This is a genomic window from Pseudomonas sp. ADAK7 (assembly GCF_012935675.1).
GTDB lineage: Bacteria > Pseudomonadota > Gammaproteobacteria > Pseudomonadales > Pseudomonadaceae > Aquipseudomonas.
In genome coordinates, this window is record NZ_CP052861.1 from 1,907,158 (window position 1) to 1,927,620 (window position 20,463).

18 protein-coding genes are annotated in these 20,463 nt (G+C 60.5%); 10 read left to right on the forward strand and 8 right to left on the reverse strand.

The window, feature by feature from the left end:
- Positions 1 to 248: 248 nt before the first annotated feature.
- Entirely contained in the window at positions 249 to 1,205 is a 957-nt protein-coding gene (locus HKK53_RS08770) for an alpha/beta hydrolase (RefSeq protein ID WP_169370494.1), read from the forward strand.
- Here HKK53_RS08770 and HKK53_RS08775 read toward each other — a convergent pair.
- Both HKK53_RS08775 and HKK53_RS08780 read right to left on the reverse strand, forming a co-directional pair.
- The gene (locus tag HKK53_RS08775; RefSeq protein WP_169370495.1) at positions 1,202 to 3,016 is read right to left on the reverse strand and encodes an ABC transporter ATP-binding protein; all 1,815 of its coding nucleotides are present in this window, start codon (positions 3,014 to 3,016) and stop codon (positions 1,202 to 1,204) included. The genes HKK53_RS08770 and HKK53_RS08775 overlap by 4 nt on opposite strands.
- Positions 3,013 to 4,053 carry an AraC family transcriptional regulator gene (locus HKK53_RS08780; protein WP_169374211.1) on the reverse strand — a complete coding sequence of 347 codons (1,041 nt, stop codon included), beginning with the start codon at positions 4,051 to 4,053 and terminating at the stop codon, positions 3,013 to 3,015. Before HKK53_RS08780 ends, HKK53_RS08775 begins: the two co-directional genes overlap by 4 nt.
- 166 nt (positions 4,054 to 4,219) lie before the next feature.
- Between HKK53_RS08780 and HKK53_RS08785 the strand changes: the two genes are divergently transcribed.
- From HKK53_RS08785 to HKK53_RS08805, 5 genes are all read left to right on the forward strand, one after another.
- The gene (locus HKK53_RS08785) at positions 4,220 to 5,071 is read left to right on the forward strand and encodes a 3-hydroxybutyryl-CoA dehydrogenase (protein ID WP_169370496.1); all 852 of its coding nucleotides are present in this window, start codon (positions 4,220 to 4,222) and stop codon (positions 5,069 to 5,071) included.
- Positions 5,058 to 5,654: a TetR/AcrR family transcriptional regulator gene (locus HKK53_RS08790; RefSeq protein ID WP_169370497.1), complete on the forward strand. Its 597-nt coding sequence runs from the start codon at positions 5,058 to 5,060 to the stop codon at positions 5,652 to 5,654. Before HKK53_RS08785 ends, HKK53_RS08790 begins: the two co-directional genes overlap by 14 nt.
- Before the next feature lie 66 nt (positions 5,655 to 5,720).
- Positions 5,721 to 6,317 carry a hypothetical protein gene (locus HKK53_RS08795; RefSeq protein WP_237150740.1) on the forward strand — a complete coding sequence of 199 codons (597 nt, stop codon included), beginning with the start codon at positions 5,721 to 5,723 and terminating at the stop codon, positions 6,315 to 6,317.
- Positions 6,318 to 6,468: 151 nt separating this feature from the next.
- Entirely contained in the window at positions 6,469 to 6,882 is a 414-nt protein-coding gene (locus tag HKK53_RS08800; protein WP_169370498.1) for a VOC family protein, read from the forward strand.
- A gap of 230 nt (positions 6,883 to 7,112) precedes the next feature.
- The gene (locus tag HKK53_RS08805; protein WP_169370499.1) at positions 7,113 to 7,874 is read left to right on the forward strand and encodes a bestrophin-like domain; all 762 of its coding nucleotides are present in this window, start codon (positions 7,113 to 7,115) and stop codon (positions 7,872 to 7,874) included.
- Here the strand turns inward: HKK53_RS08805 and rtcA are convergent.
- The 4 genes from rtcA to HKK53_RS08825 form a co-directional block, all read right to left on the reverse strand.
- The gene (gene rtcA / locus HKK53_RS08810; RefSeq protein ID WP_169370500.1) at positions 7,822 to 8,901 is read right to left on the reverse strand and encodes an RNA 3'-terminal phosphate cyclase; all 1,080 of its coding nucleotides are present in this window, start codon (positions 8,899 to 8,901) and stop codon (positions 7,822 to 7,824) included. The genes HKK53_RS08805 and rtcA overlap by 53 nt on opposite strands.
- An 8-nt stretch (positions 8,902 to 8,909) precedes the next feature.
- Positions 8,910 to 9,698 (reverse strand): nucleotidyltransferase domain-containing protein, encoded by a 789-nt coding sequence (locus HKK53_RS08815; protein WP_169370501.1) that lies wholly within the window; start codon positions 9,696 to 9,698, stop codon positions 8,910 to 8,912.
- A gap of 5 nt (positions 9,699 to 9,703) precedes the next feature.
- Positions 9,704 to 10,930: an RtcB family protein gene (locus HKK53_RS08820; RefSeq protein ID WP_169370502.1), complete on the reverse strand. Its 1,227-nt coding sequence runs from the start codon at positions 10,928 to 10,930 to the stop codon at positions 9,704 to 9,706.
- 382 nt (positions 10,931 to 11,312) lie between these two features.
- On the reverse strand, positions 11,313 to 12,860 hold the full coding sequence (locus HKK53_RS08825; protein ID WP_169370503.1) for a TROVE domain-containing protein: 1,548 nt from the start codon (positions 12,858 to 12,860) through the stop codon (positions 11,313 to 11,315).
- Positions 12,861 to 13,062: 202 nt separating this feature from the next.
- On the opposite strand from HKK53_RS08825, the gene rtcR reads away from it, so the two are divergent.
- Entirely contained in the window at positions 13,063 to 14,667 is a 1,605-nt protein-coding gene (gene rtcR / locus HKK53_RS08830; protein ID WP_169370504.1) for an RNA repair transcriptional activator RtcR, read from the forward strand.
- 189 nt (positions 14,668 to 14,856) lie between these two features.
- Positions 14,857 to 15,801 (forward strand): bifunctional 5,10-methylenetetrahydrofolate dehydrogenase/5,10-methenyltetrahydrofolate cyclohydrolase, encoded by a 945-nt coding sequence (locus tag HKK53_RS08835; protein ID WP_169370505.1) that lies wholly within the window; start codon positions 14,857 to 14,859, stop codon positions 15,799 to 15,801.
- Positions 15,802 to 16,052: 251 nt separating this feature from the next.
- On the opposite strand, the gene HKK53_RS08840 is transcribed toward HKK53_RS08835, so the two are convergent.
- Complete coding sequence (locus tag HKK53_RS08840; RefSeq protein WP_169370506.1) at positions 16,053 to 17,327, reverse strand: glucarate dehydratase family protein; 1,275 nt, start codon at positions 17,325 to 17,327, stop codon at positions 16,053 to 16,055.
- 30 nt (positions 17,328 to 17,357) lie between these two features.
- Positions 17,358 to 18,704, reverse strand: a complete 1,347-nt coding sequence (locus HKK53_RS08845; protein ID WP_169370507.1) for an MFS transporter — start codon at positions 18,702 to 18,704, stop codon at positions 17,358 to 17,360.
- A 104-nt stretch (positions 18,705 to 18,808) separates the two neighbouring features.
- Between HKK53_RS08845 and HKK53_RS08850 the strand changes: the two genes are divergently transcribed.
- Both HKK53_RS08850 and HKK53_RS08855 read left to right on the forward strand, forming a co-directional pair.
- Positions 18,809 to 19,711, forward strand: coding sequence for a LysR substrate-binding domain-containing protein (locus HKK53_RS08850; protein ID WP_169370508.1), 903 nt, complete (start codon positions 18,809 to 18,811; stop codon positions 19,709 to 19,711).
- Positions 19,712 to 19,847: 136 nt separating this feature from the next.
- Positions 19,848 to 20,426, forward strand: a complete 579-nt coding sequence (locus HKK53_RS08855; RefSeq protein ID WP_169370509.1) for a hypothetical protein — start codon at positions 19,848 to 19,850, stop codon at positions 20,424 to 20,426.
- Positions 20,427 to 20,463 lie beyond the last annotated feature (37 nt).

Consider the following 20,463-nt stretch of genomic DNA (forward strand, 5'->3'; position numbering starts at 1 on the left):
AAGCAAAGACGAGCGGCTTTGCGCAAATCCGGTGTGCGATCGGGAGGTGGCGGTGATCGTTCCCACGCTCCGTGTGGGAATGCAGCCCGGGACGCTCCGCGTCCCATTGGAACGCAGAGCGTCCCTGAAGGCATTCCCACGCAGAGCATGGGAACGATCCTGCAACACACACGACTGTCGAAATAATTCCCGTCCCCGCCCCGCATCTGTTAAAACCCGTGCTTTCCCCTGATCGACTGGACTGCTGGATGCTTACTCCCCTCATGAGCCGCTTGCGTCGGCGCTGGTTTTCATCGTTGTGCATGGCGCTGCTGATCGTCGGTTTGCCGGCGAGTTGCGGGGTGCTCAAGTACAAAGAGCGCGAGTTGTTGTTCCGCATCGAGCCGGGCACGGCCGGGTGGTATCGCGGCTTGCCGCAAGACGTTCAGGAATTCGATATCAAGCCTGCCAGTTTCAAGGGCAATCAAAACCTGCATGCCTGGTGGTGGCCGGCCGCGCGCCGGGATGCGCCGTCGATCCTGTACCTGCACGGCGTGCGCTGGAACCTCACCGGCCAGGCCTTCCGCATCGAACAGTTGCGGGCGATGGGCTATTCGGTGCTGGCCATCGACTACCGCGGCTTTGGCCAGAGCAAGGGCGATCTGCCGTCGGAAGCCAGCGTTTATGAAGACGCCCGAGTCGCCTGGGAGCGCTTCAAGGCGATGCAACCGGACCCGAACAAACGCCTGATCTACGGCCACTCGTTGGGCGGCGCGGTGGCCATCGACCTCGCGGCAGACCTGGCCACACAGGCGAAAAAGGACCACGTCGCGGTGCCAGTGCGCGGATTGGTGATCGAGTCCACCTTCACCACACTGGGCGACGCTGTCGCGCAAGTGGCCGACAGCAACCTGCCGGTGAAATCCCTGCCGGTGCGCTGGCTGCTGTCGCAGAAATTCGATTCCATCGACAAGATCACCGACATCGATATGCCATTGCTGGTGGTCCACGGTCTGGCCGATGCGTTCATGCCGTCGCGCTTCAGCCAGCAGTTGTTTAACGCCGCCAACGAGCCCAAGCGCCTGCTGTTGGTGCCCGGTGGTACGCACAACAACAGCATGAGCCTGGGCGGCAGTCAGTACCGCCAGGCCATCGACAACCTGATGAAAGCCAAGCCAGCACAGGTCGCCGGGCCAACGGTGACTCAAGGTGCCCGCAAGGCTTAGCGATAACCCCGCGCCTGCAAATCGAACAACTGCGCATAACGCCCGCCCGCCGCCACCAGGCTGTCGTGATCGCCACGCTCCAGGATCGTGCCCTGATCCAGCACGATGATGTGGTCGGCGTTGCGCACACTGGAAAAGCGGTGGGAGATCAGCAAGGTCATGCGGCCCTGGGTGTGCTCACTGAAATGCGCGAACACCGCCGCTTCCGCCGCCGGGTCGAGGGCTGAGGTCGGTTCGTCCAGAATCAGTATGTCGGCATCACGGCGCATGTAGGCGCGGGACAAGGCGATCTTCTGCCATTGCCCGCCGGACAGCTCCTGCCCCCCGGCAAACCAGCGCCCCAGTTGCGTGGCGTAACCGCGATCCAGCCCTTCGATAAAGGGCGCGGCCATGCCTTCGGCCGCCGCTTCTTTCCAGCGTTTTTCATCGTCGAAGGCCAGGGTATCGCCGACACCGATGTTCTCGCCCACGGAGAACTGATAGCGAATGTAGTCCTGGAAAATCACGCCGATGCGCCGCCGCAGCGCATCCTCTTCCCAGGTTTGCAGGTCACTGCCGTCGAGCAGGATGCGACCCTGATCGGGGCGATACAGCCGGGTCAGCAGTTTGATCAGCGTGGTCTTGCCCGAACCATTCTCACCCACTAGTGCCACGCTGCGGCCGGGCACCAGGTGCAGGTCGATGCCCTCCAGCGCCGCGCGACTGGCCTCTGGATAGCGGAAGCCGACGTTCTCGAAACGCAGTCCATCGCCGGGCACCGCGCCCACGGTCAGGTGGCCGGTATCGCTCACCACCGGTTCGGCCAGGTATTCGTAGAGGGCCGACAGGTAAAGACCATCCTCATAAAGACCGCTGATCGCGCTGAGGCTACTGCTGACAGCGGTTTGCCCCTGTTTGAACAGCACCAGGTACATGGTCATCTGCCCGAGGCTGATCTGGCCATGAACGGTATCGACCACCACCCACGCATACGCCAGGTAAAACGCCCCGGTGCCCAGCAGCCCAAGGACAAAACCCCAGCCGTCACGACGTAACGTCAGGCGTCGGTCTTCGGCGTAGAGCCGTTTGAACGTGTCGCGATAACGCTGCAACAGCAAGGGCGCAAAACCGAACAGCTTGACCTCTTTGATAAAGCTCTCGTGGGACAGCAGCGTCTCGATGTAACTCTGCTGCCGACTCTCCGGCGCGCGCCGGGTGAACAGCCGAAACGCATCCCCGGAGAAATGCGCCTCGGCGAAAAACACCGGCAACGCACCGACCACCAGCAACACCAGCGCCCACGGCGAAAAGTGCACCAGCAACACACCGAAACTGATCAGCACAATCAGGTTCTGGATCAGCCCCAACGACTTCATTACCAACGCTAGCGGCCGGGTCGAAGCCTCGCGCCGCACCCGCACCAACTTGTCGTAAAACTCCGAGTTCTCGAACTGCACCAGCGATAACGTCTGGGCCTTCTCCAGAATCATCGTGTTGACCTTCTGCCCCAACTGCACCCGCAACAACGACTGCTGCACCGACAACGCCCGTTGCGTCCCGGACAGCAAAGCCAGCACCCCCGCCTCGAACAACACATAACGCACCACCGGCCACAACGGCGCACTGCCCTGCTGCGCGTGCAACTGCATGGCGGTGACCACGGCGTCGACAATGCGCTGGCCGAGCCAGGCAGCCAGGGCCGGGAGGACACCGGCGATCAGGGTGGCGAGGACCAGGCCGAGGAACAATCCGCGTGAGGTGCCCCAGACCAGTTGCAGGGCGCGTCTTGCCTGGTCGAGCAGCGCGGCGAAACGGTTAACTGCCGCGCTCATTCAGCACACTCCGCCGGGGGCTTGGAGGATTCGCCCTGAAACCGCGCCCGATACCGCCCCGGACTCTCCCCCGTCCACTTCTTGAACGCCCGGTGAAACGCACTCGGTTCCTGAAACCCCAACTGCTCGGCGATATCGCCAATGCTCGCCTTGCTTTGGCGCAACTGTTCAAACGCCACCCCGCGCCGCACCTCGTCCTTGATCTCCTGATACGAACAGCCCTCGCGCTCCAGTTTGCGGCGGAAGGTGCTGGGGCTCAGGTGTTGTTCCAGGGCGAAGGCTTGCAGGGTGGGCCATTGGCTGTAATGGCTGTTACGCAGGCGCTGGTGCACGTGGGACGCGAGGCCGTGCTGGTTGCGGAAGCGGATCACCAGCCATTGCGGCGCGGTGCGTAAGAACACTTTCAAGGATGCGAGGTCTTGAACCACTGGCAGTCGCAGGTAGTAGCTGGCGAATTCGATTTCGGTGCGTTCGGCGCCGAAGGTCAGGTTGGGGCCCCAAAGCAGACGGTCGTCGCTGAGGGAGACGCGGGCATGACGAAAGTCCGCACGGTCGATGGGGATGCGGCGCCCGCCGAGCCAGCACAGCAAACTGATCATCAGGACCAGGAAGGTTTCTTCGCCGAGGCGGCTGACGTCGTGGTCGGTCGAGCGGGTTTGCAGGCTGATGACCGCACGCTTGCCGCGCACCGTCAGGGTGCCGCGAAAGTCGCTGAGGAACAGGGCGAAGTTGGCCAGGCATTGGCGCAGGGCTTTGTGCAGGTCGGGTTCCTGGATCAGCGCGCGGCAGATCAGGGCGAAACTGCCCGGTGGCATGCCGTGGCGGTCGAGGCCGAAGAATTCGTCGTCGAGCTCGCGAATCTGGATCAGCCACAACGCGGCAAACGCACTGGCCGGCACGCGGGCCGTGGGCTGGTCGAGCAGCGCCGGGTCGATATTGGCCTGTTCAAGCACCGCCGCGAGGCGCTGAGGATTGTCCATCAGACGATGGATCATCGCCCGCACGAAGTAGGCCGCCACTGAATCCGTTTCCCGCATGTGAACGCTTTGCTCCCCATCACCCGACTGGCAAAAAACACCAGTGCCGTTGAACAGTTGCGGCATAGGACAAGCGCCCTGCCCGCTCTAGACTCGCGGCCATAGTACGCCTTCGGCCGTTGTGGCGGCCAAGGTATCGACGGGTTTGATCGCAAGGACTTCAAGCATGAATCTGCAACACATCGGCGTGATTGGCGCGGGCACCATGGGCAACGGGATTGCGCAGGTTTGCGCCGTGGCCGGCTTCAGCGTGACCTTGATCGATATCAGCGAAAGTGCCCTGCAAAAGGCTGTGGCGACTGTCGGCAAGAACCTTGATCGGCAAGTCGCCAAAGCGACGTTGAGCGAAGAGCAGAAACTCGCCGCCCTCGACAAGATCCGCACCAGCACTGATTACGCCAGCCTGAAAGGCGTGCAACTGGTGATCGAAGCCGCCACCGAAAACCTCGACCTGAAACTGCGGGTGCTGCAACAGATTGCCGCGCAGGTCAGCGCCGAGTGCGTGATCGCCTCCAACACGTCCTCATTGTCGATTACCCAACTCGCCGCCAGCGTCAGCCAGCCCGAGCGTTTCATCGGTCTGCACTTCTTCAATCCGGTGCCGGTGATGGAGCTGATCGAGGTGATTCGCGGCCTGCAAACCAGCGACGCGACCCACGCCCTGGCGCTGGACATGGCCACGACGCTGGGCAAAACCGCGATCACCGCCGGCAACCGCCCGGGCTTCGTGGTGAACCGGATCCTGGTGCCGATGATCAACGAAGCGATCCTGGTGTTTCAGGAAGGCCTGGCCAGCGCCGATGACATCGACGCCGGCATGCGCCTGGGCTGCAACCAGCCGATCGGCCCGCTGGCCCTGGCGGATTTGATTGGCCTGGATACGGTGCTGGCGATTCTCGAGGCGTTCTACGACGGCTTCAATGACAGCAAATACCGCCCGGCGCCGTTGCTCAAGGAAATGGTCGCCGCCGGTTACCTGGGACGCAAAACGGGGCGCGGCTTCCATGCCTATGCCTGAGCGTTGTGAACGCTTTGCCGAATACCGGGACAAGGTGCTGGAGCTGTTCGCCAGCAAGGGTTTCGGCCAGGTCGGCATGCGCGAGCTCGCCACCTGCCTGGGGCTCGCCCCGGGCTCGCTGTATCACCATTACCCGAGCAAGCAGCACTTGCTGGCGGACTTGATCGAAGAGTTCTACGAAGAGTTGTTGGCGACGCTTGGGCGCCTGGATAAAAAAGCCAAACGCGGCATGCTGCCCAGCCTGATCCAGGCGCACCTGAACCTGCACCGGGAAATGCCTTGGCATTTTCGCTTGGCGGAGCGCGACAGCGGTTGCCTGAATGAAGATCAGCAGCAACGAGTTCGGCAATTACGCGAGCAATACGAATGCCGGTTGCTGCTGATGTTGGGGGCCAAGTCCAGGCTCAGCGCACAGGGTCAGTTGGCGGCCGGGCACGCGATTGCCAACTTGCTCAACAGCGCCCCTGGTTGGCTGACCCAGCATGCGCTGGGTGAAGCGGAGCGGGATGAACTGTTGGAAAGCCTGGTGAGCGGCGCGATCGAGCGCGTGTTGCGCCCTTCGGTGCCACGCGCAGTGGCCTGAGGCGATACAAAGTGCCAGTACCCACTGGCATACTGGCGCCCCCTCAAAACACAAAAAGGATTTCGTGTGTTCTCGCGCCTCAATACCCTCGTCTCAGGGCTCTTTCACGCCGTTAGCGGGCTCGTTGTACTCGTTTTGATTCTGCATGTGGCCTTCTTCAACTGGCAGTTGATGACGCCGCGTGATGTCGGCGGCACCTTCATGGGCGGCGGCATGGAAACGCCGATGTATTTGATGAGCTGGGGGGTGGCCATACTCGGGCTGGTTATCGCTATTTTGTTACGCCTGCCTGGCGCGATCTACGGCTGGATCGGCTCCGGCCTGGTGCCGCTGGGCATCGGCACCTGGTGGCAACTGAACTACCCGGACAACGACACAGGTAATGCGATTTACAGCATCAGCGAGCATGAGATTGGCTCCTTCATGATCATCGGCGTGATTCTGCTGAGCAGCGGTCTATACGCTCGCGAAAAACTCAAAAACCGCGTATCGGATCCGCAGCAAATGCCAGTGCAATTCATCGCCGCCGTGCTGCTGGCTGCTTTCTTTATCGGCGTGCCTCTCGGCAAGTACAAACAGGCGTCGCTCCCCCACTGCGCCTTCAATAAGGAAGGTCAGCAGTTGACCGTCTGCATTGGCGACGAACGCGTCATCGTCGATTGATCGAGCAATAAGCCGCGCCTTGTCTATAGAAAAAACGTCTGAACAAACCCGGTGAAACCCGGCCTCTAACGCTTTGCTATTAGAGGTCGAACCCTATTGAAGCTGGAGGCCGTTTTGGCGTCCGGCCCCACTCGGTTACCGGGAGTAGAACATGAAAATCAATCCCTACCTGATCTTCAATGGCGACTGTAAAGCCGCCTTCACCTATTACGCCACGGCCCTGCCCGGCCAGATCGACATGATGATGACCTTCGGCGAAAGCCCGGCGAAGGAACACGTTCAAACGGAGTACCACAACCTGATCATTCATACCCGCCTGTCGGTGGGTGACCAGGCGATCATGGGTTCGGACACCACACCTGATCGCCCTACCGACGATATGGCCGGATGCTCGATCTCGTTGAACGTCGACAGCGTGGCCGAAGCCGAGCGCGTCTTCGCCGCACTGGCGGAGGACGGCACGGTGCAAATGCCGTTGGAGGCAACCTTCTGGGCGGCCCGCTTCGGGATGCTGGTGGACCGGTTTGGCGTGGCGTGGATGGTCAATTGCGAGAAGGATCAGTAAATCGCCTATAGAAAAGCCCAACCTGAAAAGGTTGGGCTCGTTGAACCAGTGGCGAGGGAGCTTGCTCCCGCTTGAGTGCGCAGCGCTCACAAGATTTTGGGGCCGCTTCGCAGCCCAGCGGGAGCAAGCTCCCTCGCCACAGGGGTGGTGTTCAATTCAGGCTCTGTGGCAAGTCCAAGACCATCTGCTACCGTCAACTCGCCATCCCGAGCCGCGTCAACGGAGGTTGAATGAATCATTTGCTGATCGCACTGATCGTATTCACCTGCCTGTTCGGCAGTGCCTTGGTGGGCTCGTACGTGCGGCAGCGATTGCCCTCGCATCATCTGAGTGACGATTCGGTTACCGTCCTGAAGCTTGCCACCGGCCTGATCGCAACCATGTCGGCGCTGGTGCTGGGCCTGCTGGTTTCTTCGGCCAAAGGCACGTTCGAAACCACCAATGCACAGCTGGAAGGTGCGGCGGCCAAGGTGGTCGAGTTCGACCGCGTGCTGGCGCGTTATGGCCCGGAAACCCAGCCCATCCGCACACAGCTCAAGCACAATTACGCGGAAATCGTGCAGGTCCTGCAGTCCCGGGATCGATCCCGGCTGGCCATGCTCGATAGCCCGGAAGCGATCAACCGCTCCGAAGCGCTGCAACAGCAGGTCGCCGCGCTTTCCCCCGGCACCGACAATCAACGCACGCTCAAGGCCTCGGCCTTGCAGATGATGGACGCCGTGTTCGCCGCCCGTTGGCTGACCATGCTGCAAGCCAACCAGTCGATCCCGCCGGTCATGCTGGTGATTCTCATCACCTGGCTGTCGATCATCTTCGGCTCGTTCGGCTTGTTCGCCCCGCGCAATGGCACGATTGTGGTGGTGCTGATGATGTGCTCCGCATCGGCGGCGGCGACGATCCTGCTGGTTGAAGAGCTGAACCGGCCGCTGGACGGATTGATCAGTGTGTCGCTGGAGCCGATGCTGCATACGATGGAGCGACTGGGGCAGTAAGCACCGCGCTTTTGCATTCAACCATCAGCCTGTTTTCCCCTTCCACGGTGCAATCGATAGTGACCGGCAGAAAACGCTCGATCACCGCGATATTGCTTTGCAGATGCTCGGTCATGCGCGGTGTGGTGAAGCTTCCACCACCCGCCATGGCCATGGGCAGCAGCAATTGATCGGCAAGATGCTCGGCAACGGCGGTGGTGCTGTTCAGCCAATCCGCAGCCTGATCGATGGCGCCATCGGCAACCTTCTCGGCACGCAGGGTCGCCTGGCCAAAGCCACTGAACACTTCGGTGACGTGCTCAAAGACGTACTCCACCAGCAGGACATTGCCCGGCCCCCGATCCTGATCGAGCGCGACACAATGTAAAACCTGCGGCGCCATCTCCAGCCGTTTACCGACCCGCTCCAGTTCACGCACAGCCACTTGCAGTGCCAGGCCCGCCACCAGGGCCGAAGCGCTCTGTGAAACTAACGCGCCGCGCTCCAACAGATGCAGCGGCCGCAGCTGCGAAGGCTGCACGAAGACTTCGATCTCGCCACCCCCCGCCGGTACAAACCCGTGGCGAATCAGTTGCAACTCAACCTTGGCCCCCATGCGGCGCAGCAGCGGCAGCCAGGCGCGCTCAAGGAAATCGCTGGGCGGTGCCAATGGATTATGCGTACCACCCGAGATCCGTACCCGACTGGCTTGCGGCGCCAGCAACAAGGCCGGCAACAGTGTCTGCAATACCAGGGTGCAACTGCCCGCCGTGCCAATGGCAAAGCTGAACTCGCCGCCACGAATCGGCCCCGGTTCAAAGGATAAAACCTGCGAACCCAACTCCGCGCCCTGCACGGCGGCGCCACAGACCTCCGCCGCCGCCAGCACCGCCGTCAGGTGCTGGCGCAGCAAACCGGGGCGGCTGCGCCGGGCCCGAATGTTCTTAATCCGTAGCGCCCGACCGGTCACCATCGACAGGCTCAAGCCACTGCGCAGTACCTGACCGCCGCCCATCGCGCCGTCCAGTTCAATCACTTCCTGTTTCATCTTCATCCTTAGGCGTAATGCTTTACCGTGTCTCTCAAGTACTGATCCAACAGCCGGGAGTCTTCCTGGGTGCGCGGCAGTTCAGGGACTGCGCGTTCCAATTCCGTAGCGATGAACTGGTGCAAGGCATGTCGACGTGGGCCATAGGCACTTTCATCGGCGTTGCGCTTGAGCACCAACAGCTCCGCGACTTCATCCAGCAGTGCCCGGTCGTCGACCGTGCTGAGCAAGTCGGCGAAGGTCATCGGCGGCCGGCCCCGGCCCTGGTCGATCCAGCGCACCGCCAGCAACGGACGCAGCACGTAAAAGTACTTCTTGAACCGCACACTCTCGCCTTGCAGGTAGCCGCGAAAGTTTTTCCGGGCCATCGACAGGTAATGATTGCGCGCGGCCGGCGGGCTGTAGAACGCCTCGGCCAGCTCCCGCAACTGCAAGGTCGCGGCCGTTTCGCTGCGATACACCAGGGGTGAATCGAGCCATTCCAGTAGCGTCGGATTGGACTTGCGCAACAGCCCGAGGGTCTTGCGCAACTCCCAACCACTGACATCCAGCTCATCGTCCAGCGGCCGCTCGATCACATCTCGCGGCGTATCGACCTGGACGAACCACTCCGGTTTTTCCACGTAGACGAAGCGCACGTCATAGTCGCTGTCGGTCGAAGCAAAGCCCCAGGCGCGACTGCCGGATTCACAGGCATAAAGCACCGTGACGTTACGCTCGCGTTCTATCCTTTCAAGCTCCTGTAACACCCTGGCGCGCATTTCCGGCGCCAATGGGTGAGTTTCATAGTTGTCCATGTTCCCTATCCTTTTACGCACACCACTTGACGCAAGGTGTGCAGCACTTCAACCAGCTCGCGCTGGGCGTGCATGACTTTGTCGATGTCCTTGTAGGCCATCGGAATTTCATCGATCACGGCAGCGTCCTTGCGGCACTCCACGTGCGCGGTGGCGCGGATCTGATCTTCAAGGGTGAAGGTGTTCTTGGCCTTGGTCCGGCTCATGGTGCGACCGGCGCCGTGGCTGCAGGAGCAGAACGATTGCTCGTTACCCAAGCCGCGAACGATGAAGCTTTTCGCCCCCATCGACCCCGGAATAATCCCCAACTCACCCTTCTTCGCCGACACCGCGCCTTTGCGCGTCACCAAAATCTCTTCACCGAAATGCCGTTCTTTCTGCACGTAGTTGTGATGGCAGTTCACCGCCTCCAGCGCCACCTCAAAAGGCTTGCTGATCACTTGCCGTGTCGCCTGAATCACCGCTTGCATCATCAACGCACGGTTCTGCTTGGCGAAATCCTGGGCCCACCCCACCGCTTCGACGTAGTCATCGAAGTGCTGGCTGCCCTCTTCGAAGTACGCCAGGTCGCGGTCCGGCAAGTCGGCGATGTGCTGACGCATATCCGCCTGGGCCAGTTGAATGAACAGGTTGCCAATGGCGTTGCCGACACCACGGGAACCGCTGTGCAACATGAACCAGACCCGATTGGCTTCATCCAGGCAGACCTCGATGAAATGGTTACCGCTGCCCAACGTGCCCAGATGTCCACGGTTGTTGGTTTTGGCCAACGTCGGGTATTTGTCGGTGATCAACTTGAAGCGTGGGTCGAGCGCCGCCCAGGCTTGATCGGCCTGTCGCGGGATCTCATCCCAGGCACCCTTGTCCCGGCGCGAACGGGGCGAACTGCGGCCATGCGGCACCGCTTGCTCGATGGCGCTGCGCAGGCCGTGCAGGTTATCCGGCAAGTCGGCGGCCATCAGCGAAGTGCGCGCGGCGATCATGCCGCAACCGATGTCGACGCCGACCGCGGCCGGAATGATCGCGCCCACCGTCGGAATCACGCTGCCGATGGTCGAGCCCTTGCCCAGGTGCACGTCCGGCATCACGGCCAGGTGTTTGAAGATGAACGGCATCTTCGCCGTGTTCATCAACTGCTCGCGCGCTTCGTTTTCCACCGGGACGCCTTCGGTCCAGAGCTTGATCGGTTTGCCGTTGGCGACTTCCAGCAGTTGGTAGGTATGTTCTTGCATGATCTCGATTCTTTTCTTTTTGGCCGATTATCCGGCGTTGTTCCAATACCCGGCAGCGACCAGGGGATACAGGCACATAGGCTCTACCAACTGAGCTACCCGTTACCGGGGCGGGAGTCGAACCCGCGACACGATGGAGTACCTGTGGCATTCGCTGCCAAAATTTCAAATAGGTGGCACGACAAAAGTGAGTGACTGTTGCGCGTTGCCGCGCACCGGACTTAACCGGTCTTCAGATGTACAGCCACCCGGCATTCGTGCCTTTCACCGACCCTGACAAGGGTTTGATGAGACGTCGTTGGATGTAGTCCCATCGGCATTCAGCGTCGGTGAAAAAATCAATTCTTGTGGCGTGCGCCGTATGAGCGGCGCACGCGTTGTGTTACTCCATGGCCTCGATCACCTTGACCCAGTGCTGCGCACCATAGTGGCCGGTGGTGAACTGTTCGATCACGTCGAACACCGAGTCGCTGAAACCGCCGACATTCAAGATGTCCTCACGGTCCGGCGCCTGGGTCGTGGCCCCCGGTTGCATATCGATGCACACCAGCCGCGCATGGGGGTTGATCTGCTTGATCCGCTCCCATTGCCGCATCGTCTCGCTACCGCCACGGCGACGCGCATCGATCCAGGATTCGTTGTCCGAGACCAGGATCAGCGTATCGACCTTGGCCTTGGCGTCGGCCAGCTTCGCCAGTGGCGCCGAGCAGTTGGTCCCGCCACCGCACGCAGCGGCCAGTTTCTCGGCGTTGCTCATCACGCTGTCACGCGGGTTGAGCTGGACGTCCACCACCTGCACCTCAAACGGCATCACCCGGGCTTGGGGTTGCTTGCGCAAAACCGCGGCAGCAATCAGTGCAGCCACATCGATGCAGCGTACTGCGCTGGTCGCGCCCTGGCGATAACCAGTGACCGGGCTGTGCATCGAGCCCGAGACGTCCGGGCACACCACGACATGACCTTGCAGCGCCGGCACGTTGGCCAAGGACAGTTCCAACGCGTCCTGCAACGCCTCGCGCACTATGTGCGGCACGTCATCCCCGGTCATGCGATACGCCGCCAACAACTGGTATGGATAAACCCGCGCCTTCGCCACCGCCTCGGCATCCGCCAACCGCGCCGCTACATACTCGGCGCAGCCCGGCACTTGAAACGCACCGTGGCGCGCCAGGGTGTTGAGGTTCATGCGCAGGGCTTGCCAGCCCATGTTCCGGGCCTGGATTGCCCATTGCTCCTTGCTCAGCGTCTCGTTACCCAGCAGTTGGAACGGCACCTGCGGCACCTCCCGGCTCGCGCCGCTACGGAAGGCCAGCAACGAGCGGGTCAGTTCCGGCAATGCCTGCACGTCCACCGGTTTACCGATCAGCCAGGCGAAGAACGCTGCACGCCAGGCTTCGTTGGGCTTGGGGTGAACCATCTTCACCACGTCCGCCAGCGACGGCTGGTTGCCGATCGAGGCCTGGAGCAACTGGCGTTCGCTGGCGCTGTTCAACCAGTTCTGCACCAGTCGCTTTGGCTGCGAACCGAGGGACTTGCGCCCCGTGGCACCGCTGCGCAGGATCTGTACGAAGTTGCGCAGCATCTTGCCGCTGTCCACCACCTGCTCGAACACCTCTGGCACCAGCGCCGAACGCTGTGCGGTGAGGGCGGCGAGCATCAAGGCCGGCATGTCTTTCATGTGACCCTTTTTACGAGCATACAAAGCGGCCTTCGCCACGTAACGGCTGTCCAGCTCGGCGACCAATTGCAACACCTGATCCAATTGGCTTTCGGCGCAAGCGTAGAACGTCGAGTTCAGACACCCGGTCACGGCCAGTTGGGCCAACTTGTGTTTGGCGCTATAGGCATAAGCCGGGGCTTGAGCGGCGTTGAGCGTGTCGCATGCCGGCAGGTTTGCCTGTTGGGTGTTGAACAGTTTGAAGTTGGCCATCGTGGCGTCTCGCTTGTTTTCTCGTTGGTTGCCAGAGATATTGCAGCCGACGTGCCAGGTTTGTTTTTTGTTCAGATTATTTTTTATATTATTGATTTATATGGTTATTTTTAATTTTTGTGATGTATGAAGATTCTTGAGGAGACAAACGGTTCGTTATTTATCTATCCTTTGATATCGCTTTTTATCTTTAGGTATAAACATGTCAGCCAAGCGCACCGTCGCCATCGGTTTTATCGGCGCCACCCTCGATCGCGTCGGCAAGGGCGCCAATCGCTGGAGTCACTGGCGACCGAGCGTCGGCCTGTGCCAGCAACCGGACGTATTGATCCATCGCCTGGAACTGATTCACGGTGTCGACGCCCGGGACGTCAGCCTGGCCCAGCGGGTTCGCGAAGACATCCGCCAGGTCTCACCGGACACCGAGGTGCGCCTGCACCCCATGTCGCTGCGCAACCCCTGGGATTTCGAAGAGGTGTACGGCGCGCTGCACGACTTCACCACCGACTACACCTTCGACACCGAGCACGAGGATTACCTCGTGCACATCACCACCGGCACCCACGTCGCGCAGATTTGCTGGTTCCTGCTGACCGAGGCGCGGTTTTTACCGGCGAGGTTGATCCAGACCTCCCCGGCCCGGCGCCAGAACGAAGAGGATAAAGCCACCGGCACCCACGCCCTGATCGACCTCGACCTGTCGCGCTACGACCGCATCGCTTCACGTTTCGCCCATAAACGCCTCGAAGGCCTGGCGTTTCTGAAGTCCGGGATCGCCACCCGCAACGTGGCGTTCAACCGCTCCATCGAGCAGATCGAACGCGTGGCGGTGCGCTCCCAGGCGCCGATGCTGCTGATCGGCCCGACCGGTGCCGGCAAGTCATTCCTGGCCCGACGCATCTATGAACTCAAGCGCGGCCGTCATCAAATGCAGGGGCGCTTTGTGGAAGTGAACTGCGCGACCTTGCGCGGCGACGGCGCCATGTCGACGCTGTTCGGCCACATCAAAGGCGCATTCACCGGCGCACAGAATGCCCGCGACGGTCTATTGCGCGCAGCCGATGGCGGCATGCTGTTTCTCGATGAGATCGGTGAACTGGGCGCCGACGAACAAGCCATGCTGCTCAAAGCCGTCGAAGAGAAACGCTTCTTCCCCATGGGCTCGGACAAGGAAGTGGAAAGCGACTTCCTGATCATCGCCGGCACCCACCGTGACCTGCGCAGTCGCGTCGCCGAAGGCCTGTTTCGCGAAGACTTGTATGCGCGGATCAACCTGTGGACGTTCGACCTGCCCGGCCTGGCGGGTCGGCGCGAAGACATCGAGCCCAACATCGATTTCGAACTGGAACGCCATGCCCGCGATCAAGGCCATTTGGTGCGCTTCAACCTGGAGGCCCGACGCCGCTACCTGGCGTTTGCCAGCTCCAGCGAAGCCGCTTGGCTGGGTAACTTTCGCGAGTTGTCGGCATCGATCACGCGCATGGCGACCCTCGCCGACAGCGGGCGCATCGATGAGGCTCAGGTCGAGGAAGAGATTGACCGCCTGCGCTATGCCTGGGGCCTGACGCAACCCAGTGATGACCTGGATGGATTGCTGGGTGAGAACGTCGACATCGACCTGTTTGATCGCCTGCAACTGAAAGCCGTGCTCGACGTTTGCCGGCAGGCGGACAGTTTGTCTGATGCGGGGCGACGTCTGTTTGGCGTGTCGCGCCAGGCCAAGGCACAGCCGAACGATGCGGATCGCTTGCGTAAATTCCTGGCGCGATTCGGGATTGATTGGAAGCAAATGGCTGATTTGCAGTGAAGGGTTTCAACTAGCTGATTTGATCGGTTTTGCTCGACATAAAGCCTGGCGGTCATCGACCGCTCATTAATTCTGCCCCCCGGGTTTTCGCGGTGTCTTGCAGAGCGCATCCTCCCCGCGACATCCTGTCCATCTGCTGCCTGTGGTAGACGGCGACCCTCGGCTGGTAACCTGCGCCCTGCTCTTTCAATGACGACGGTGACGCATTTGATCAGCAGTACCCCAACACTGGCCCGGGATATCGACGGTAAAGCCATTTCCGCCCAGGTGCTCGACGAGGTCCGCGAAGAAGTTCTGGCCCTGGCCGCGCAGCAGATTTTCCCCGCTTTGGCGGTCGTGCTGGTCGGCGACGACCCGGCCAGCCACGTCTATGTGCGCAATAAACTGCTGCGAGCCAAGGAAGTCGGGATTCGCTCCCTCGAACATCGCCTGCCGGACGACGCCAGCCAGGCGCAAGTGCTGGAGCTGATCGCGCGACTGAACGCCGACGTCACCGTGAACGGCATTCTGGTGCAACTTCCGTTGCCGGACCATATCGACGAAGCCGCAGTGATTCATGCCATCGACCCGATCAAGGACGTCGACGGTTTTCATCGCGAAAACGTCGGCGGGCTGGTGCAAGGCATGGACGTGTTGACCCCATGCACGCCCAGCGGCTGCATGCGCCTGTTGCAGGAGACTTGCGGAGATATCAGCGGCCTGCACGCGGTGGTCGTCGGCCGGTCGAACATTGTCGGCAAACCGATGGCGACCTTGTTGTTGCAGGCCCATTGCTCGGTCAGCGTGGTGCATTCGCGCAGTGTCGATGCGCCGGCGCTGTGCCGATTGGCGGATATTGTGGTGGCGGCGGTGGGTCGTCCCGGGCTGATCGATGCCAGTTGGCTCAAACCTGGGGCGGTGGTGATTGATGTCGGGATCAATCGCATTACTGATGCGTCCGGCAACCGCTTGGTGGGCGATGTCGACTACGCCAGTGCGCGCACCGTCGCCCGTGCGATTACGCCGGTGCCGGGTGGCGTGGGGCCGATGACCATTGCTTATCTGCTGAAGAACACCCTGATCGCGGCGCGGTTACAACGCGCGGTGAAGGCGAGGGATCCGGATCCGGATGGGTGTGATTCGGATATCAATTGACCCATGCGCAACCTGTAACAACCTGCGTTCGGCTCTGTAGCAGCTGCCGAGCCTGCGAGGCTGCGTTCGGCTCTTTAGCAGCTGCCGAGGCACGAGGCTGCGCTCGGCTGCGAAGCAGTCGTAAAACCTGAGCACGCGGTCTTCCTGAAGGACCGCGTCGGCTGATTTCACGACTGCTTCGCAGCCGAACGCAGCCTCGTACCTCGGCAGCTGCTACGAGTACCACGTGTGACTCATGTTACCGGGCAACTTTAAAACCGCGGCTTAACCGTCTTCCACTCTGGCTGATACTTTTGCATCTGCTTCACATCATCGCGCTGACGAATCCCGCACGTCAGGTACTGATCATGCAGCTTGCCCAATTGATCATGATCCAATTCCAACCCCAGACCTGGCGCGCGGGTGATCTTCACGCAGCCATCCACAATCGGCAGCTTGCCGCCCTTGATCACCTCTTCGTCCGACTCCTGCCACGGGTAATGGGTGTCGCAGGCGTAATCCAGATTCGGCACCGACGCGGCGACATGGGCCATGGCCATCAGGCTGATGCCCAAGTGCGAGTTGGAATGCATGGACACGCCCAGGCCAAAGGTCTGGCACATTTTCGCCAACGCCTGAGTGTCACGCAGACCGCCCCAGTAGTGATGGTCGGCAAGCACGATCTGCACACTGTTTAGCGCCACGCTGCGGCGGAACTCGTCGAAATCGGTGACCACCATGTTGGTCGCCAAAGGCAGCCCGGTACGCTTGTGCAGTTCGGACATGCCTTCCAGGCCCGGCGTCGGGTCTTCGTAATATTGCAGGTCATCGCCCAGCAGTTCGGCCATGCGAATCGAGGTGTCCAGCGACCAGTTGGCATTCGGGTCGATGCGCAGCGGGACGCCGGGAAACGCCTTCTTCAAGGCCTTGATGCACGCCACTTCATGTTCCGGTTCCAGCGCGCCGGCCTTGAGCTTGATGCTCTTGAAACCATAGGTTTCGATCATCCGTCGGGCCTGGGCGACAATCTGTTCTTCGTTCAGTGCTTCACCCCAATTGTCAGGTTTATAGGGTGAGTCGATGTGCTGCGCGTACTTGAAAAACAGGTAGGCGCTGAACGGGATTTCATCGCGAATCGCCCCGCCCAGCAGGTCCACCAACGGCACGTTCAGCGAGTGTGCCTGCAGGTCGAGAAATGCCACTTCGAACGCCGAATAGGCGTTGCTCACCGCCTTGCTCGCATGAGAACCGGGCGCCAGTTCGGCACCGGCCACGCTAGTGGTTTTATTGGCCGCCACAGTCGCCTGGACGATGGTGCGAAGCTGATTGAGGTTGAACGGGTCGAGGCCGATCAATTGGTCTTTGAGTTGCATCTGAATCGCCAGTGCCGGGGCATCGCCGTAGCTCTCACCGAGGCCGATGTAGCCGTTGTCGCTCTCGATTTCGATGATCGAGCGCAGCGCAAAGGGTTCGTGAATGCCGCTGGCGTTGAGCAAGGGCGGATCGCGGAAGGCGATGGGGGTCACGGTTACGCGTTTGATTTTCAAAGGTCAGGCTCCGATTGATCTATCCAGGTCTTAACGTGTAGCGGCGTGGCTCGGCACCACAGCTTTGGTCGCGGTTTGCGTGCTTGATTTCGGGGTGGTACGGGCAAAGAAGATCACCACGGCGGCTACTAGCGACGTCGCCGCCAGGCCATACAGGCCGCCTTCGATCGAACCGGTGGATTGCTCGAGGAAACCGAACGCGGTGGGCGCGACGAAGCCGCCGAGATTGCCGATGGAATTGATCAGCGCAATCACCGCTGCAGCGATGCGCGCATCCAGATAACTTTGCGGAATCGGCCAGAACAGCGCCGACGCAGCCTTGAAGCCAATGGCAGCAAAACAGATCGCGACAAAGGCGAAGATCGGGCCGCCGGTGGTGGACATGAACATGCCGAACGCGGCGATCACCAAAGTCAATGCGACCCAGGCCTGCTGGAATTTCCATTTGCTGGCCATCGCGGCAAAACCGTACATCGCGACGATGGAAATGATCCACGGCACCGAGTTGAACAGGCCGACCTGGAAGTCACCGAGGCTGCCCATCTTCTTGATCATGCTCGGCAGCCAGAACGTGGCGCCGTAAATGGTCAGGGCGATGGAGAAGTAGATAAAGCAGAACAACGCGATCTGCCGGTCCGCCAGCAACTTGAACATCGACGGCTTGACGCCCTTCACCGCTTCACGGGCCTGCTGCTCCTCGGCAATGGCGGTGATCAGGGCACCGCGCTCCTCGTCGCTCAGCCATTTCGCCTCGCGCGGATGGGATTGCAGCCAGAACCAGACAAAACCGCACAACACGATGGAAGCGAAGCCCTCGATCAGGAACATCCACTGCCAGCCATGCAGGTTCAAGCCGTTGACGTTCAGCAGCGCACCCGACACCGGGCCGGAAATCACCGAGGCAATCGCCGATCCGCTGAGGAATACCGCCATGGTCTTGCCGCGTTCAGACGCCGGCAGCCATTGGGTGAAGTAATAAATGATGCCGGGGAAAAACCCGGCTTCCGCCGCGCCGAGGATAAAGCGCAGCACATAGAAACTGGTTTCGCCTTTGACGAAGGCCATCGCCATCGCGGCGGCGCCCCAGGTGAACATGATGCGGGTCAGCCAGACGCGCGCGCCGTAACGTTGCAGCAGCATGTTGGACGGCACTTCAAACAACGCATAACCGACGAAAAACAAACCGGCGCCCAGCCCGTAAGCGGCCGCGCCAATGCCGAGGTCGGTTTCCAGGTGGCTGCGCACAAAACCGATGTTGACCCGGTCGATGTAGTTGACGATGAACATGACCACGAACAGCGGCAGCACATGGCGTTTCACTTTGGCGGCGGCACGGGCGAGCACCGTGGGCTCCGGCGAACTCTGGAGGGTTTTCAAGGGCGACTCCCGATCTTGTTTTTTTGGGGACGAGCCGATCATGGACGCGGCAATTGATCCCGTCTAATCTAACTTGGCATTCGATTGATACCTGGATTAGATCAATGTTCGAACTCACCCAGCTGCGCTGCTTTACCACGGTCGCCACCGAGCTCAACTTCCGTCGAGCGGCCGAACGCCTGAACATGACGCAACCTCCACTCAGTCGCCAGATTCAGCTGCTGGAGCACCACTTGGGCGTCGAGCTGTTCACCCGCACTACCCGCAGCGTCGCGCTGACCGCGGCCGGTCGCGCCTTCTTCATCGAAGCGCAGAACCTGCTGGAGCGCGCCCAGCAAGCGGCCGTCACCGCCCGGCGTTTTGCCGAAGGCGACATCGGCTCGGTCAATATCAGCTTCGTTGGCAGTGCGGTATATGAGTTCCTGCCCAAGGTCATCGCCGAAGCACGGCTCAAACAGCCTCACGTGAAAATCGATCTGTCGGAAATGAACACCTACCAGCAGCACGAAGCCCTGCGCGCGCGGCGCATCGACCTGGGCATCGTCCGTGCGCCGTTGCTGGAACCGGGCTACGCCACCGAATGCCTGGTGCGCGAACCGTTCGTCCTCGCCGTACCGAGCAATCATCGATTGGCCAGCGCCGACACCGTGTCCGTGCAGGACCTCGATGCCCAACCTTTTCTAATGTACTCCCACGCCGCCTACCCGCCGTTCAACGAACTGCTGACCGGCATGCTGCGCTCGGCCCGCGTCGCTCCGGAGTACGTGCAATGGCTCGGCTCATCCCTGACCATCCTGGCCCTGGTCAACGCCGGCATGGGCCTGGCCCTGGTGCCGCGCTGCGCGACCAGTGTGGTGTTCAAGAACGTGGTATTTCGCGATATCGACTTGGGCGAAGGGGTGCAAAGCGAATTGCATCTGATCTGGCGCGAGAACAATGACAACCCCGCGTTTGCGATGTTGCTGGAGGGGATCCGGCGGGCGGTCAGGGAAGGCTGGGGGGTATGAAAAAGCCCAACCTTTTCGGATTGGGCCAGCCATTGAAAAACGGGGGCGGGACGGAGAGTCGAAAAGGTTAACATTCACCAGTGCCAGTCATTTTTTCGATGCAAGGACAGCGATCAAACAACATGGAAAGTAAGTGATGTCGATCTATTCAGGTTTTAAATCCGTATCCATACACATTATAAAAGTGATGGGCCAAATCCTGCTGGAGATCATGAGAGCCCTGCTCAAACTGATCCTTTTCGTGGCAGCCGTATGGGTGCTTATTGTTTTGTGTATTTGGATAACCGCTGATTCTACCAATCCCGGAATGAGCCCATTGCTAACCGAACTGGTTACCACGGTGAATGAACATCGAATAACCTATTACCACAATCAGGACTGGTGTAAGAGTATTGAATCCGAAACTGGAAATTATGCAGACAAACCCAGCTCTACCTGTGGCAGCGATGATGAGAACAAACCTTTCGATGCACACGGAACGCAGCTGTTCACGCTGGTCAGCGACGCAGCTAAAAAGGCGCAGATAACGCCTATCAGAATTGACATTCAATCAGAGCATGGCCGCGTAACGTTCGCGCGGATCAACCTTTCCTGCTTCTTGTGCTACGCGTCTTATATCTATTCGCCGCAAAAACCCTACGTCACTCAAGAGAGGAAACCCACAGACGTCAGGGATATGACTGGGGATTGGTATTACGAAAACACAGGTATTTGAACGTGACCGCGGCCTTGGCATCGAGGCGCCAGAACGA

What these genes read in the sequence shown, in the direction of transcription:
- HKK53_RS08770 (WP_169370494.1), top strand. Translation starts at nt 249, where the DNA reads ATGCTTACTCCCCTCATGAGCCGCTTGCGTCGGCGCTGGTTTTCATCG.
- HKK53_RS08775 (WP_169370495.1), bottom strand. Translation starts at nt 3,016, where the DNA reads ATGAGCGCGGCAGTTAACCGTTTCGCCGCGCTGCTCGACCAGGCAAGA.
- HKK53_RS08780 (WP_169374211.1), bottom strand. Translation starts at nt 4,053, where the DNA reads ATGCGGGAAACGGATTCAGTGGCGGCCTACTTCGTGCGGGCGATGATC.
- HKK53_RS08785 (WP_169370496.1), top strand. Translation starts at nt 4,220, where the DNA reads ATGAATCTGCAACACATCGGCGTGATTGGCGCGGGCACCATGGGCAAC.
- HKK53_RS08790 (WP_169370497.1), top strand. Translation starts at nt 5,058, where the DNA reads ATGCCTATGCCTGAGCGTTGTGAACGCTTTGCCGAATACCGGGACAAG.
- HKK53_RS08800 (WP_169370498.1), top strand. Translation starts at nt 6,469, where the DNA reads ATGAAAATCAATCCCTACCTGATCTTCAATGGCGACTGTAAAGCCGCC.
- HKK53_RS08805 (WP_169370499.1), top strand. Translation starts at nt 7,113, where the DNA reads ATGAATCATTTGCTGATCGCACTGATCGTATTCACCTGCCTGTTCGGC.
- rtcA (WP_169370500.1), bottom strand. Translation starts at nt 8,901, where the DNA reads ATGAAACAGGAAGTGATTGAACTGGACGGCGCGATGGGCGGCGGTCAG.
- HKK53_RS08815 (WP_169370501.1), bottom strand. Translation starts at nt 9,698, where the DNA reads ATGGACAACTATGAAACTCACCCATTGGCGCCGGAAATGCGCGCCAGG.
- HKK53_RS08820 (WP_169370502.1), bottom strand. Translation starts at nt 10,930, where the DNA reads ATGCAAGAACATACCTACCAACTGCTGGAAGTCGCCAACGGCAAACCG.
- HKK53_RS08825 (WP_169370503.1), bottom strand. Translation starts at nt 12,860, where the DNA reads ATGGCCAACTTCAAACTGTTCAACACCCAACAGGCAAACCTGCCGGCA.
- rtcR (WP_169370504.1), top strand. Translation starts at nt 13,063, where the DNA reads ATGTCAGCCAAGCGCACCGTCGCCATCGGTTTTATCGGCGCCACCCTC.
- HKK53_RS08835 (WP_169370505.1), top strand. Translation starts at nt 14,857, where the DNA reads ATGACGACGGTGACGCATTTGATCAGCAGTACCCCAACACTGGCCCGG.
- HKK53_RS08850 (WP_169370508.1), top strand. Translation starts at nt 18,809, where the DNA reads ATGTTCGAACTCACCCAGCTGCGCTGCTTTACCACGGTCGCCACCGAG.
- HKK53_RS08855 (WP_169370509.1), top strand. Translation starts at nt 19,848, where the DNA reads ATGTCGATCTATTCAGGTTTTAAATCCGTATCCATACACATTATAAAA.